Source organism: Bordetella parapertussis, assembly GCF_020735925.1.
Lineage (GTDB): Bacteria > Pseudomonadota > Gammaproteobacteria > Burkholderiales > Burkholderiaceae_B > Bordetella > Bordetella pertussis.
The window spans coordinates 3,210,238-3,224,327 of the sequence record NZ_CP085971.1 but is presented as its reverse complement, the minus strand read 5'-3'; the positions used below and the strand labels follow the sequence as shown (position 1 = coordinate 3,224,327).

Genomic DNA, 14,090 nt, shown 5'->3' with positions numbered 1-14,090 from the left:
TCCGAACACTTTCACTTCTGCAGGTGCTCATGAAGTTCGATACGCTGCTGACCCATGGCGGTCGCGACCCGAAGGCGCACAAGGGGATGGTGAACACACCTGTCTACCGCACCTCAACCGTTGTATTCGAGTCCATGGCCGAGTACAAGGCAACCCGTGGCGCGAAGTTCGACCACGTACGCTACGGGCGGCTCGGCACGCACACCGTGAAGGAGCTGGAGAACCTGGTGGCCGCCATCGAAGGCGGCCATCGGGCGGTTCTCACGCCCTCGGGCGTTTCGGCCATCGCCACGACCCTCAATACCCTGGCCCGTCCGGGCTCGCACATCCTGGTGCCGGACAACGTCTATTACCCCTGTCGCGAGTTCTGCGAAAAGGTGCTGGCGCCGCGCGGCGTGCGCGTCGAGTACTACGCCGGTTCGGAGGTCGAGCGCCTGGTCCGCCCCGATACCTCGGTCGTGTACTGCGAGAGCCCTGGTTCGCTGACCATGGAAATGCAGGATTTCGCCCGCATCGCCGCCGCCGCGCATGCGGTCGGCGCCAAGGTGGTGGCCGACAACACCTGGGCGACGCCGGTATTCCTGCAGCCGTTCGAGCACGGCATCGACGTCTCCATCCATGCCGCCACCAAGTACCTGGTGGGCCATTCGGACGTGATGATGGGGACGGTGACGGCGCATGACCCCGAGCTGTGGCTGGCCATCCGCACGGAAGCGGCCGCGCAGGGCCTGTCCATCAGCCCCGACGACGCCTATCTGGCCACGCGCGGTATCCGCACGCTGGGGGTGCGCATGGCGGCGCACTACCGCAACGCGCTGGACGTGGCGCAATGGCTGGCCGGGCATCCACGGGTGGCGCAGGTGCTGTATCCGGCGCTGCCGCAGCACCCCGACCACGCGCTGTGGCGCCGCCAGATGCGCGGCGCCTCGGGCCTGCTGACCCTCGAACTGGAGCCCTGCAGCCTCGAGCAGCGCGACGCCTTCATCGACCGGCTGACGCTGTTTGCCATCGGCGCGAGCTGGGGCGGCTACGAGAGCCTGGTGCTGCCGGCCGATACCGCCGGCAAGCGCAGCCTGGCGGGCAGGGACTATGCCGGGCCGCTGGTGCGGCTGCATATCGGATTGGAAGATGTCGAAGACTTGAAGCGCGACCTGGACCAGGCGCTGCGCCGGGAGGATTGAGCCGTGTCGAAAATACAAGACTTGTTGTCCGGCATGCAGCCGGGAACCGTGGCGCATGACTACCTGCCGGTGGGCACCATGAGCTCGGGCATGGCCATCGCCATCCCGGTGACGGTGATCAAGGGGGCGGCGCCGGGACCTTGCCTGTGGGTCAATGGACAGGTGCATGGCAATGAACTCAACGGCGTGATCGCCGCGGTGGAGCTGGGCCGCCGGGTGGATCCGGCCGCGCTGTCGGGCAGCCTGGTCATCACGCCCACGGCCAACCCCCTGGGGCTGGACAACCGCACCAAGACGGCGCCGCAGGATCTGCAGGACCTGGACCAGACTTTCCCGGGCAATCCGCAGGGGATGGTGACCAACCATATGGCCCATGCCCTGTTCCAGGAAGTTCGGGCGGTGGCCTCGTGCCTGGTGAACATGCATACGATGGGCTCGATCCACGACAGCAAGCCGTACTGTGTCTACAAGGTCTTTCCGGGCAGCGCGGTCACCGAGGCGCAGCTGCTGCGCATGACCTCGTTCTTCGAACCCTCGGTCAGCTGCCGCATGGACGTGGGCGGCGCGGGCGAACTGCCCGGCAACATTGCCGGCGGGCTGGATTACCAGTGCCTGGCCATCGATGTGCCGGCCTTCATGGTCGAACTGGGCCAGGGCAGCTGGTACACGCCGGAGAACGTCGAGCAGGCGCTGACCGGGCTGCTGCGCCTGGCGAGCCACCTGGGCCTCATCGACGAAAGCGGCGTATCCGCCGGCGCTCCCGCGCCCGCCAGCGTGCGCCGGGTCACCCGGCGCCGCTGGGTGATGGCGCGCCATGGAGGGTTGTTCCTGGCGGCCGGGCGGGCCGGCCAGATCGTGCCGGCCGGCGCGCCGCTGGGCCGCATCGTGGATTTGCATGGCGCCGAGGTGGAGGCCGTCAGCCTGGATACCGATTGCATCGTCATCGGCATGCGACGCGATCCGGTGGTGCACACCGGCGACCGCGTGGCCGTGGCAACGCAATGGGACCAGGCCGATATCGGCGCCGGCTGAGGCGCGGCGCCGCGATACCAGTCCATTCCGATTCGAGCAGGTCCGGCGCCGCGGGCGGCGCCGGTGGTTGCGTTCGGCCCGCGCCCGCGGCGCGTGGCCTTTTTCAACGAAGAACAGAGGGGGAATACCATGCAACATACTCTCGCGAAGTATCTGGCCGCCGCCGCCGTCGCGGTACTGCCCTGGACCGCCGGGGCGCAGGACAAGGCCGCCAAGCCCTGGCAGCCGGATGGCTCGGTGACGCTCATCCTGGGCTATGGCGCGGGCGGCGGGCACTATGCCCTGGCGCAGGTGCTCCAGGCCCGCATGGCCGAGGAGCTGGGCCAGCCGCTGATCGTCATGCCCAAGCCGGGAGCCGGCGGATTGATCGCGACCGACTTCGTCGCCAACGCGCGGCCCGACGGCCGCACCATCACCTGGTCCGGGCCGGGCGTGCTGACGATCTGGCCGCAGCTGCGCCAGATTTCCTATGACCCCAAGAAGCTGACCCCGGTCAACCTGCTGGTCCAGATGGGCTACATGCTGGTGACCAAGCCGGGAGAAAGCCGCTGGAACAGCGTGCAGGACGTGATCGACGGCAGCAAGAGCGGCGACGTGACGTATTCGTCGGTGGGCGTGGGCACGTCGAACTCGATGACCGGCCATTTGCTCAATGCCATGACCGGCAGCCGTCTGCGCGAGATCGGCTACAAAGGGGGCGGCCCGGCGCTGATGTCCACCATGGCCGGCGAGACCGATATCGGGTTCGGCGATACGGCCACCCATGAGCTGATCGCCGCCGGCCGGCTGCGCGCCATCGCCACCACCACCCGCCAGCGCGAGCCGCGTTTTCCCGACGTGCCGACGGTGGCCGAGACCGTGCCGGGCTACGAGGTGACCAACTGGCTGGGCGTCATCGCGCCGCCGGGCACGCCGCAGCCCATCGTGGATCGCTACCAGCAGATCTTCGCCAAGCTGATGGCCGAGCCGGAGATCGCCAAGCGCGTCAAGGAACTGGGCATGACGCCCGACGTCGGCACGCCGCAGGCATTCAGCGAGCTGATCGATTCGGAGACGCAGCTGTGGAAGCGCCTGATCCGCGACCAGAACATCAAGGTTGAGTAAAGCATGCCGACAGGAGAGAAGACGATGACTACGATGCAACAACGTTACGATGCGGTGAAAGACGCCATGGCGCAGATCGGCCGTCTGGCTGCGCAGCTCGACGGCGAGGCGCTGCGCGAGGCGATCGGCCCGGTGCTGGTCGCCCTGGGCGAGCGCGACGAGCTGTTTCCGCGCGATGAGTTCCCGATCCGGGCCGGCAAGCCCGGCGGGCTGTATCAGTTGTGGCGCGGCGAGAGCGGCGACCTGGCCCTGTATGCGTCGGCGGGCAAGACCGGCAAGAAGCAGCCGCCGCACGATCACACCACCTGGGCGGTGATCGCCGGCGTGTACGGCGAAGAGCACAACGTGTTCTTCGAACGCACCGACGATGGCTCGCGCGCCGGTTTCGGCACGTTGCGCCAGATCGACGCCCTGACCGTGGTCCAGGGCAACGCCGCGCGCCTGAGCGGCGAGGTGTTCCACACGATCGAAGTCGTGTCCGAGGAAGATTCGCTGCACCTGCACCTGCACCTGTATGGCCGCGCGCTCGATACGCTGAGCGGACGCATCAATTTCGCCACGGAAGAAGGCGGCGCCTATACCCGCTTCATGGCGGTGCCGGAAACCTACGCGCCCTGGATCGCGCCGCGCGATCTGTACGAGATGCTGACCGACGGCGGCGAGCTGGCCATCCTGGACGTGCGCGAGAACGGCGTCTATACCCAGGGGCACCTGTTCCATGCCGCGTCCATGCCGTTGTCGGTGTTCGAGCTGCGCGTCGACGACGGACTGCCGTCGCCGCACGTGCGCATCGTGGTGATCGACGACGCCGACGGCCTGGCCGAGCAGGCGGTGCGCCTGCTGCATCAGCGCGGCTACCACAACGTGGCGGTGCTGCAGGGCGGACAGCCGGGCTGGAATGCTGCCGGCCTGCCGGTATATACCGGCGTTTTCGTGCCCAGCAAGGCTTTTGGCGAAGTGGCCGAGCACGTCTACGGCACGCCCAGCATCAGCGCCGTCGAGCTCGACGCGCTGCGGCGCAGCGAGGAGGTGCTGGTGCTCGACAGCCGCACCGAACAGGAATTCAACCTGATGTCGGTGCCGGGCGCCTATTCGTGCCCGGGCGCCGAGCTGGTGGCGCGTGCGCTGGACCATGCCGGCCCCATCGTCGTCAACTGCGCCGGCCGTACCCGCTCCATCATCGGCGCGCAGTCGCTGCGCAACGCCGGCAAGACAGACGTGCGGGCCCTGGAAAACGGCACGATGGGCCAGCACCTGGCCGGCCTGCCGCTCGAACGCGGCAAGTCCGCCAGCTACCTGGACCGCCCGGTCGCCGCCGGCGCCGCGCAGGCGGCGCAGGCGTGGGCGCTGGGCATGTCCATCGCCACGCTGGACGCGGGCGAATTGCACGACATGCTGTCCAACCCCTATCGCACCACGTACCTGTTCGACGCACGCGATCCGTCCTGCTCGTCGCGGGCGACCCTGCCGCGCGCGGTGGCCGCGCCCGGGGGACAGCTGGTCCAGCAGACGGATTACTACGCGCCGGTGCGCAATGCGCGCATCGTGGTGTTCGACACCGACGGCGTGCAGGCGCCGATGACCGCCGGCTGGCTGCACCAGATGGGCTGGGAAGTCTACCTGCACCGGCCCGAGGCAACGGCGCTGGTCGCGCCGCCGCGCGTCGAGTACGACGACGAGCGTGGCGTGCCGGTCGAGGCCGTCGCGGCCGACGCCGTGATCATCGACGTGGGGGATTCGCGTACCTATCGGGCCGGCCACCTGGCCGGCGCCGCCTGGGCGCCGCGCTCGCGCCTGCCGGCCTTGCTGGCGCAGCGCAAGCCCGCCGGGCCGCTGCTGTTCACGTGCGCGGACGGGCGGGTCTCGCGGCTGGCGGCGGCCGACGCCGCCGCGCAGGGCTACCAGGCCGCCTACCTGAAGGGAGGCACCGCGGCGCTGGGCGCGGACCGGCTGCGCGGCGACGCGCCGCAGTTCCTGACCGAGGCGATCGACGTCTGGTACCGCCCCTATGACCGCGAGACCGGCATCGAGGAAGCCATGCACCAGTACCTGAGCTGGGAAACCGGCCTGCTGGACAAGGTCCGGTCCGACCCCACCGTGGCGTTTCGCATCTGAACGCGGCGACGGCCCCCGCGCGCTTGCGCGCCGGGGCCGTCGCGGCCGGCAGGCGAGCCCGGACTGCTCAGCTGGGCGTGATGCCGGCCGCTTCCACGAACGATTTCCAGCGCTGCTTGTCCTGCTGCACGAAGGCGTCGATTTCGGCGGGGGTGGCCGGCGGGTAGGTCAGAAAGCCCTGGGCCACGTAGGTCTTCTGTACCGAAGGCTTGGCGATGGTCTGCCGGAACTCGTGGTTCAGCTTCTGGACGATCTCCGCCGGCGTCTTGCGCGGCGCGAACACCGCATGCCAGGTGACGACTTCGTAGTCGCTGCCGATCACGCTGGCGATCGTCGGCAGCTTGGGGGCCCAGGGCAGGGGCTCGGCGCTGGAGACGGCCAGGGCGGTCAGCTTGCCGGCCCTGACCAGCGGGTCGACGACCGACCAGGCATCGATGTGGAAGGTATTGCGTCCGGCCGCCAGGTCGGACATCGCCGTCATGTCCTTGTAGGGGACATGCAGCACGCCCGGCGCGCCGATCTTCTTGGTGAAGATCGCGCTGGCGATGTGGCTGGACGTGCCGATGCCATACGAGCTGTAGCTGCACTGCTGCTGGTTCTTGCGCAGGTAGTCGATGAAGGCCTGCGGGGTCTTGATGCCCAGGCCGGCGTTGACCACCAGCACCAGGGGCAGCTTGGCGGTGCGCGAGACGGCCGCGAAATCCTTGTCGGGATCGAAGGGCAGGGTGCGGTAGACGTACGGGTTGATGCAGAACGGCGTGGCCGTGGAATAGAGCAGGGTGGTGCCGTCGGGGCGGGAAATGCCGACCTGGCGGGTGCCGATGTTGCCGGCGGCGCCGGGCTTGTTCTCGACGATGAACTTGCCGCCCAGGCGTTCGCTGACGTCATTGACCAGCAGGCGGGCGATGACATCGGTGCTGCCGCCCGAGCCGTACGGCACGACGACGGTGACCGGGCCGGCGGGGTAGGCGCCCGCCTGCGCCAGGGCAAGCCGGGGCAGGGCGGCGGCTCCGCACAGGCCGGTCAGTACTCTCAATGCATTGCGACGCTGATTGTTCATGGAGCGCTCCATAGATATTTTTCCGGTTCGCTTCGGCGGCCGGGGCATCGGGACGGTGCGAGGCCCTGGCCGGGTGGATGAGCGAGAACCGGTGTCTGCGCCCGCTGTTCAGCGGGCCCTCCAGTGGTCGTAGGCATCCCGCGCCTGGTACCAGCTGCCGATCGCGAACAGGAACCACGGGTTGCCGAAGTAGAAAGGATGGCCTGGAATTTCCCCCATATCGAATGCGTTGATCGGTTCGCCCGACTGCGTGGCGATCTTGCGGCCGACGCAGTGGCCCAGGTAGCTCATCATGGCCACGCCGCTGCCATTGCAGCCCAGCGCGTAATGCAAGCCGTCGGCGCCGCCGATGTGGGGCATCGAGTCCAGCGTCATGGCGACGTTGCCGCCCCAGCTGTGGGTGATGCGCGTGCCGGCCAGTTGCGGAAAGCGCTTGAGCATGGCGCGGTACAGCAGCCGGGCGGTGGTCGCCTCGTCGGTGGGCACGAAGCGCGCGCGCCCGCCGAACAGCAGCCGCCGCCCGTCCGGCGAGAGCCGGTAGTGGTTGACGACGCGGCGCGACTCGGACACGGCCCGATTGGTCGGCAGCAGGCTGGCGGCGAGGTCCGGCGGCAGCGCTTCGGTGGCGATCATGTGGGTGCAGACCGGCACGATGCGGCGCTTCAGGCCGCCGAGGTTGGCGCCTGTATAGCCGTTGGTGGCGATGACCACCTGGCCGGCCCGCACGGTGCCCCGCGCGGTATGGACGTCATAGCCGCCGGCGCGGCGCTCGATGCGTTCGACCGGCGTGCGGCCAAGCACGCGCGCGCCCGCGTCGCGTGCCGCCCGCAGCATGCCGCCATAGAGCTGGGCGGGTTGCAGGTGGCCGGCGTGCTCGATCAGCGCGGCGCCGTGGTACACGGACGAGCCGATCTCGGCGGCCAGCTCCGCGCGCGGGATCATGCGCGCCTGCCAGCTCTGGTAGTGCGCGGGCACCCACATGGTGGTGAGCCGCCCCGTGCGGTGCCAGCCGCACTCGATGGCGTGCCGTTCGATCAATGATTCGACATAGGCCATCGAGGCCGCGGCGTCGCGCAGCCGCGCGGCCAGGCGCTCGGCGCGCTGGCCGGCGCTTTCGCCGACCGCGGCGAGCGCCTTCTTCTGCACGTTGACGCCGCCCGACACCTGCCCGCCGGAACGGGTGCTGGCGCCTTCGCCGGGACGGCCGGCTTCCAGCACCACGGCCTCGATGCCGGCCTCGCGCAGGGCCAGGGCGCAGCACACGCCGGTGTAGCCGCCGCCCACGATGGCCACGTCGGCGCTGGCCGGCAGGGTGTCCTCGCCGCATTCGGGCGGCTCGTAGCCCTCCCACCAGTAGGGCCGCCGGCGAAAATCCGGCGCAAAGATGTCCCTGGACGCGGCCATGTTCGGCTCCCGCATGGCTGCGCGCTCAGGCGGCCGCGCCGCTGGCCGCGGCAATCGCCTGCGGCGAGGGCAGGTCCGCGTAGCGCTGGCTCAATTGCGCATAGAGCCGCTCGATATCCTGCGCGCCGCCGTCTTGCGGCGGCGCCGAGCCGGCCAGCGCGGCGAACATCTGGTGCTTGACGAAATGCCGCCAGCTGATGGGCAGCGCCGCCATGATGCGCGTCATCGCGTCGTAGCGCGCCGGCGTCCAGACCGCCTCGAAGCGCGAGCGGCCCGGGCCATGGTCGAAATGGGCCTGGCCGCCCCGGTCGGCGCGGCGCAGTTCGCGGGTGGCCGCCTCGTCCACGCTGAGGTCCGCGCGCACCGCGACGCCATAGGCCTCGCGGGCGCGCTGGCGCGACACGAAACCGCAGCGCACGTCTTCCACCACCTGCTCGATCGGCCGTTCGTAGGGATGGCCATAGCCGCCGCCGGCCGGGCCCTGCAGTCGGATGACGTCGCCCGGGGCGCAGTTCACCAGGTCGCTGTTGCGCAGCTCCTCCGGCGCGTCGGAGTCGGGGTTGCGGATGAAGCGCGAGTTGGCGCCCGCCTTGCCGCCCATGACGCCCCAGGCCGCCAGCTCGGAGCGGTTGCGGTTGCGCGCCGTGACCACGCCGTTGGGCGCCAGCAGCCGGAATTCCATCGTGGCCGCGTTGCCGCCGCGCTGGCGGCCGGCGCCGCCGGTGTCCGGCACCAGGCCGTAGCGGATGATCTCGATCGGCACCTCGGCCTCGTTGATCTCCACCGGCGTGTTCTTCAGGAACGCGTTGTTGGCGCCGCAGCCTTCGACGCCGTCATGTTCCGGTCCGCCGCCGGCGCCGCCGCCGCACGGGCCGATCGACGACAGCACCTGGCGGCCCTCGCGCGTGACGGTCTTGACGTTGAGCAGGGTCGAGCCGCCGGCCGGGCAGGCCGGCAGGCGATCGGGCATGGCGCGGCTGAAGACGCCGAAGGTGCAGGCCTGGATGACCGCCGCCATCAGGCTGCGCATGCCCACGGCCGCCGGCGCCTGCGGATTGACCACCGTGCCTTCCGGCAGGACGGCATGGCAGGGCCGTACGCTGCCGGCGTTGAGCACGTTGCGCGGCGCCAGGGTATGCATGACGTAGATCAGGCCGACCGTGATCACCGAATGGTGGCCGTCGCCGCCGGTGGGTACGTTCAGCGACGAGGCGACCTGCGGGTCGCTGCCGGTGAAATCCAGCTCCAGTTCGTCGCCGCGCACGCGTAGCGTGATCTGGATGCGGCACGGGTAGCCGCCCACGGTATCTTCGTCGGCGTACTCGGCGAAGCGGTACTCGCCGTCCGGGATCTCGCGGATCAGGGCGCGGGTCTGTTGCTCGGCGTAATCGAGGATGGCCTCGGCGCCCTGCATGAATTCGTCCACGCCGAACCGGTCGATGATCTCGTGCACCTTGCGCTCGCCGACATTGAGCGCGGCGATCTGGGCGTTGAGGTCGCCGCGGTTCTGCTCCGGCATGCGCACATTGACTTCCATGATGCGCAGCACTTTCTCGTCGATGACGCCGTCGCGCCAGCAGCATCGGCGGGATGCGCAGGCCCTCCTGGTGGACTTCGGTCAGGGTGCGCGACAGCGACGCCGGCACGGCGCCGCCCATGTCGGTATTGTGGATGTGGCTGCCGACGAAGCAGACCAGGCGGCCGTCGCGGAACACCGGCTTCCAGACGTGCATGTCCGGGGTATGGGTGGCCACGAAGCCGCTGTACGGATCGTTGGTGAGATAGATGTCGCCTTCGCGATAATCGTCGAACATGGCGATGACCCGGCCATAGTCCAGCCCGGTGTACCAGGTCGCGCCGAAGGTCTTGGGCGAGGCGAAGGTCTTGCCCGCCGGCGTCATCAGCTGCGCCGAGAAGTCCTCGGTTTCCTTCACGAAGGTCGAATAGGCGGTGCGCATCAACGTATAGCCCATCGCCTCGGCGGCGGCGGTGCAATGGTTGGCGAGCACTTGCAGGCGGAAATTGTCCACGGTCACGACGCGGCTTCTTCGGTGATGCGCAGATTGGCGTACTCGTCGACCCGGCATGCATAGTCGGGCGGGATGACGGTAGTGCAGTCGCCCTGGGTCACGATGGCCGGGCCGGTGAACTGCTGGCCCGCCGCCAGGGCGGTGCGCGCGTACAGCGGCACCTCGTGCCAGGCGCCGTCCAGCCAGACGCGTACCTTGCGTTCGGCGCGCGGCGCGCCGGGGCGCAGCGCATGGCGCGGGAAGGCGGGCTTGTCGTTGTTGCCAGCGATGACCACGCGCAGGCTGACGATCTGAACCGGAGCCTGTTCGTCGGCGTGCCCGTACAGGCGCCGGTGCATGTCGTGGAAGGCCTGGCCCACCGCCTGCACGTCGCCGGCCTCGATGTGGATCGGGTCCAGCACGGTATCGATCTCGTACGACTGGCCGCGATAGCGCATTTCGGCCGAGTACACCAGCTCGGCCTCCTCGGCGTGTCCCTGTTCCTGCGCCAGCCATTGGCGCGCGCGCCCGGCCAGGGTGGCGAATTCGTCGCGCACGAAGGCCAGCCGGTCGGCGCTGAGGTCGGTGTACACGGTCTTCAGGAAGTCGCTCTTGAGGTCGGCGATCAGGCCGCCCAGCGCGCTGAGGGTGCCGGGCGAGGGCGGCACCACGATCTCGCGGACCTTGAGCTCGCGCGCCAGGAAGCAGCCCAGCATCGGGCCGGCGCCGCCGAAGGCCAGCACGGCATACTCGCGCGGATCGATTCCGTAGCGCGACACCAGGCCGCTGACCTCCGAATACATGCCGGAGACGGCGATCTGGATGATGGCCTCGGCCGTTTCCTCGATGCCGCGGCCTAGCCTGTCGGCCAGCTCGCCCACCGCCTGGCGCGAGGCGTCGGCATCGACCGTGACGGCCTGGTAGCCCAGTTCGGAATGGCCGACCAGCCCGCAGCAGACGAAGGCGTCGGTAATGGTGGCGCGCGTGCCGCCGCGCCGATAGCAGGCGGGGCCCGGATGCGAGCCCGCGCTTTCCGGGCCCACCTTGAGCACGCCCAGCGGGTCCACCCAGGCAATGGAGCCGCCGCCTTCGCCCACCGAGGACACCGAGACGGACGGGATGTAGATCTGGAAATCGCCGATCAGCTCGCCCACGCCGTATTGCGGCTTGCCGTCGACGATGACCGCGATGTCGGCGCTGGTGCCGCCGATGTCCAGGCTCAGGCAGCGCGGCAGGCCGGCCGTTGCCGCGACGTGGCTGGCGCCGATGACGCCGGCGGCGGTGCCCGACAGGATCATCTGCACGCAATCGCGCTTGCCCTGCTCGGCGGTCATCACGCCGCCGTTGGATTTGGTCAGGCGCGGCTCGGGCTGCACGCCGGCGTTCTTCAGCGCCTGCTGCAGCGATGTCAGGTAATGGGCGACGCGCGGCTGCACATAGCCGCCGATCACGGCGGTGATGGTGTGCTCGTACTCGCGGATGATGGGCCAGGTCTCGCTGGAGCACGACACCGGCAGGCCGGGCGCCAGCGCTTCGGCGATTTCACGCACGCGCAGTTCATGCGCCGGGTTGCGGTAGGCGTGCAGCAGCGAGACCACGATGCCTTCGGCGCCCGCGTCCAGCGCCTGCCGGACCGCGCGCTCCACGCTGGCCTCGTCCAGCGGCGCGCGCACCGTGCCGTCAGGGCCCATGCGCTCGGCGATGCCGAACACCATGCTGCGCTTGACCAGCGGCGCGGGCCGCCGCGACAGCAGGTGATACATGTCGGGGGTTTTCAGCCGCGCCAGCTCGAGCACGTCGCTGAAGTTCTCGGTGGTGAACAGCGCCAGCTTCAGGCCCTTGCGCTGGATGACCGTATTGATGCCGACCGTGGTGCCGTGCGTGAAATACGTGATCTGCTCGGGCTGGATGCCGTAGCGCTCGCCCAGCATGCGCACCCCGGCGATGACTTCTTCGCCGGGTTGGTCGGGCCGCGAAAAGACCTTCAGACTTTTGATTTCACCGCTGTCTTCGTCGAATACGGCGAAATCGGTGAATGAGCCGCCGATATCGACGCCTACCCTGTACCCCATGGTGCCCCCATCGATGTCGCGCAAAGCCGATAAACGCTTGCAAAGTGCCCGCGAGCCGTTTAAACTTTCCGCTAGGTGAACAATATTTTCATGCAGTGGTCAAATGAATGATAATCGCTCGGTCCAGAGGTGTCTAGCGCTGCTGCGCAGTTTCCGCAGCGGCCCGGGGCAATCGCTCACCGCCTTGTCCAAGGCGGTCGACCTGCCGCATTCCACCGTGCTGCGCTTTCTGACCACGCTCGAGAGCGAAGGCTATGTGCGCAAGGAAGGCACGTTGTGGTCGTTGACGCCCCAACTGCTGGAGATCGGCTTTGCCGCGCTGGCCAACACCGGGGTCAACGATGTGATCCAGTCCGCCCTGCAGGAGCTGGCGGATCAATGCGCGGGCACGGCCAATATCGGCGAGCGCAGCAAGAACGAGGCCATCATCATTGCGCGGGCCAGCTCGGAAGCCGAGCGGCGCAAGATCCTGGTGGTCAATCTGCGCGTGGGCAATGCGCTGCCGCCGGCCAGCGCGCTGTGCTCGGCGCTGGACCTGCCCGAAGACCAGTGGGCGATCGCCCGGTACCCCGAGCGCAAGGTCACCACCGTGGGGGTTGCGCTCTTCTCCAGCCAGGCGCGCGGTCTTTCATTGGGCCTGTCCGTCAACGACGACGACTACGACATGCCGCGCATCGAGGCCGAGGTGTTGCCGCGCCTGCGTGCGCAGCGCGATCACATCCGGCGTCTGATGCGCCTGGGCGAGATGTAGGCCTGCGCCACTATTCCTCTGGTCCCCTGGTTGCAGCATGGATCGCGCGGCATGGCGCGGGCCGGCCGCATTGTTTGATGGCGCGCAAACGGGCGAGCCGCGCGCCTTTCCCTTTGCGCGCGCGGGGGCGTAAAGTAGGGATTGCCCGATGCGCGGTCGCGCGTCGCACAATGTGTTGATGGAGGACGTTATGTTCAAGCAGGTATTGGGTGGCATGGCCTTGATGGCGGCGTTCAGCGCGCCGGTTCTCGCGGCCGAATGCTCGGTGGACATTGCCGGCACGGACCAGATGCAATTCGACAAGAAGGCCATCGAGGTCAGCAAGTCGTGCAAGCAATTCACGGTCAACCTCAAGCACACCGGCAAGCTGCCCCGCAACGTGATGGGGCACAACTGGGTGCTGACCAAGACGGCCGACATGCAGGCGGTCGAGAAGGATGGCATAGCCGCGGGCCTGGACAACCAGTACCTGAAGGCCGGCGATACGCGCGTGCTGGCGCACACCAAGGTGCTGGGCGGCGGCGAGTCGGATTCGGTGACGTTCGACGTGGCCAAGCTGGCCGCGGGCGATGACTATACGTTCTTCTGCTCGTTCCCCGGCCATGGCGCCCTCATGAAGGGCACCCTCAAACTGGTCGACTGAGCGCCGGCGCCGACCCTGGCGGCGCTGCCGCCGGGGCGCGCTGTCAGGCAGCCTGGCGCAGCGGCCGGACCGTATAGGCGCAGCGGCGCGCGCCGGCCAGGATGTGCTCGGCCCGCTCGACCTGCGCCTGCGGGCCGATGATCTCGCGAAACAGGTCCAGTTCGCTGCGGCAGAAGGCCATGCAGGCTTGCGCGGCCGCACAGATGGGACAGTGATTCTCCACCAGCAGGTAGCCATCGTCGGTGGCGACCAATTCGGCCATGTAGCCCTCGCGGCTGCGCACGGCCACCAGGCGCTCCAGGCGCTCGCGCAGGCCGTCGGCGCCTTGCATGGCCTCGGCGTAGCTGGCGCGCATGCTGGCCTCGCGCGCGCCGATCAGCTTGTCTATCCCGCTTTCGCCGAAAACCTGGCGCACCGCGCCCAGCATCTGCACCGTCATCTCGGCGTGCATGTCGGGAAAGCGCGCATGGCCGGCCTGCGTCAGCCGCCATATCTGGGTGGGCCGGCCGCGGCCGGCCGAACGCGTTTCGGCGTCCACCAGGCCTTCGACCTGCAGGCGCGCCATCTGCTGGCGCACCGCCTCGGCCGTCACGTCCAGCACCTCGGCGATGGCCGCGATGCCTTGCGGGCCGCGCGTCTTGAGCGTCATGAGAATGCGCTCGGCCGGTTGGTGCGGAACCCAGTGCGTGCTGACAGGGGCGGATTGATCGGACATGGCG

The 14,090-nt window shown here is 68.9% G+C and carries 10 protein-coding genes and 1 pseudogene; 6 read left to right on the top strand and 5 right to left on the bottom strand.

The window, feature by feature from the left end; all coding sequences use genetic code 11:
* The first annotated feature begins 29 nt into the window (after positions 1 to 29).
* The 4 genes from metC to LK409_RS15195 all read left to right on the top strand — a co-directional run bounded on the left by metC (position 30) and on the right by LK409_RS15195 (position 5,432).
* Positions 30 to 1,181 carry a cystathionine beta-lyase gene (metC, locus tag LK409_RS15210; RefSeq protein ID WP_010930021.1) on the top strand — a complete coding sequence of 384 codons (1,152 nt, stop codon included), beginning with the start codon at positions 30 to 32 and terminating at the stop codon, positions 1,179 to 1,181.
* Between the two features lie 3 nt (positions 1,182 to 1,184).
* Complete coding sequence (locus LK409_RS15205) at positions 1,185 to 2,213, top strand: M14 family metallopeptidase (protein ID WP_010929049.1); 1,029 nt, start codon at positions 1,185 to 1,187, stop codon at positions 2,211 to 2,213.
* A gap of 129 nt (positions 2,214 to 2,342) precedes the next feature.
* Entirely contained in the window at positions 2,343 to 3,317 is a 975-nt protein-coding gene (locus tag LK409_RS15200; RefSeq protein WP_041937448.1) for a tripartite tricarboxylate transporter substrate binding protein, read from the top strand.
* 24 nt (positions 3,318 to 3,341) lie between these two features.
* Positions 3,342 to 5,432, top strand: a complete 2,091-nt coding sequence (locus LK409_RS15195; RefSeq protein ID WP_010929047.1) for a rhodanese-like domain-containing protein — start codon at positions 3,342 to 3,344, stop codon at positions 5,430 to 5,432.
* Positions 5,433 to 5,499: 67 nt separating this feature from the next.
* Here the strand turns inward: LK409_RS15195 and LK409_RS15190 are convergent, their stop codons facing one another.
* The 4 genes and pseudogenes from LK409_RS15190 to LK409_RS15175 form a co-directional block, all read right to left on the bottom strand.
* Positions 5,500 to 6,492 carry a Bug family tripartite tricarboxylate transporter substrate binding protein gene (locus LK409_RS15190; RefSeq protein ID WP_010929046.1) on the bottom strand — a complete coding sequence of 331 codons (993 nt, stop codon included), beginning with the start codon at positions 6,490 to 6,492 and terminating at the stop codon, positions 5,500 to 5,502.
* A gap of 108 nt (positions 6,493 to 6,600) precedes the next feature.
* Positions 6,601 to 7,896 (bottom strand): NAD(P)/FAD-dependent oxidoreductase, encoded by a 1,296-nt coding sequence (locus LK409_RS15185; protein ID WP_010929045.1) that lies wholly within the window; start codon positions 7,894 to 7,896, stop codon positions 6,601 to 6,603.
* Positions 7,897 to 7,921: 25 nt separating this feature from the next.
* A pseudogene (locus LK409_RS15180) lies at positions 7,922 to 9,932 on the bottom strand (hydantoinase B/oxoprolinase family protein).
* On the bottom strand, positions 9,929 to 11,977 hold the full coding sequence (locus LK409_RS15175) for a hydantoinase/oxoprolinase family protein (RefSeq protein ID WP_010929044.1): 2,049 nt from the start codon (positions 11,975 to 11,977) through the stop codon (positions 9,929 to 9,931). The pseudogene LK409_RS15180 and the gene LK409_RS15175 overlap by 4 nt, the downstream one beginning before the upstream one ends.
* Before the next feature lie 103 nt (positions 11,978 to 12,080).
* Between LK409_RS15175 and LK409_RS15170 the strand changes: the two genes are divergently transcribed.
* Both LK409_RS15170 and azu read left to right on the top strand, forming a co-directional pair.
* A complete protein-coding gene (locus LK409_RS15170; RefSeq protein WP_010929043.1) occupies positions 12,081 to 12,728 on the top strand; it encodes a helix-turn-helix domain-containing protein in 648 nt (215 codons plus the stop codon).
* Positions 12,729 to 12,876: 148 nt separating this feature from the next.
* Positions 12,877 to 13,371 (top strand): azurin, encoded by a 495-nt coding sequence (gene azu, locus LK409_RS15165; RefSeq protein ID WP_003813974.1) that lies wholly within the window; start codon positions 12,877 to 12,879, stop codon positions 13,369 to 13,371.
* A 43-nt stretch (positions 13,372 to 13,414) separates the two neighbouring features.
* Here the strand turns inward: azu and LK409_RS15160 are convergent, their stop codons facing one another.
* Positions 13,415 to 14,086, bottom strand: a complete 672-nt coding sequence (locus LK409_RS15160; protein ID WP_003821266.1) for a helix-turn-helix transcriptional regulator — start codon at positions 14,084 to 14,086, stop codon at positions 13,415 to 13,417.
* Between the last annotated feature and the right edge of the window lie 4 nt (positions 14,087 to 14,090).